The organism is Chryseobacterium sp. SIMBA_029, assembly GCF_046535275.1.
In the GTDB taxonomy this organism is placed as follows: Bacteria; Bacteroidota; Bacteroidia; order Flavobacteriales; family Weeksellaceae; genus Chryseobacterium.
Map to the genome: position 1 here is coordinate 1 of NZ_JAWRXA010000039.1, position 463 is coordinate 463.

General features: G+C 29.2%; 1 protein-coding gene. It reads left to right on the forward strand.

The genetic code is table 11. From position 1 onward, the window contains the following. Positions 1-182: hypothetical protein (locus tag SB679_RS23100; RefSeq protein WP_410704636.1), on the forward strand; the 182-nt coding region annotated here is incomplete at its 5' end. Positions 183-463 lie beyond the last annotated feature (281 nt).

Here is a 463-nt window from a genome sequence, read left to right on the forward strand (position 1 = left end):
TTAAGCAAACAAAACAAATTCCTGTTTTTAAAGCTAAATCAAAAGAAAAAGGAAATTATTCAGAAAATCACATAAATCTTCTAAGTAAAGTCGGGATTTTTTTGCTCATTGGATTGATTATTTTGCTTCCGATTTTGGGGATTTTTAAATTGTTTGAATTGATATCTTCATTGTTTGTCTAATAAAAATAACTACGTAAAAAGATTGCGTACATACAATGTAATTTTGTAGTGTTAATATTACTGGTGCCGTTAGAAAGACATTCTTCGATTCCAAACATGCAGAGTCTTTCACCAGATTGCCCGGTAGCTAACCAATGCCGTTAATAAGAGTTTCATCGTCAACTTTTAATTGAATACCATTTACTCTTATAAATTATTGCTTGGTTTTTAATGAAAAATAACTACGTAAAAAGAATGCGCAGTAAGTATGTAAATTTACAACCATAAAACTAATAACGATG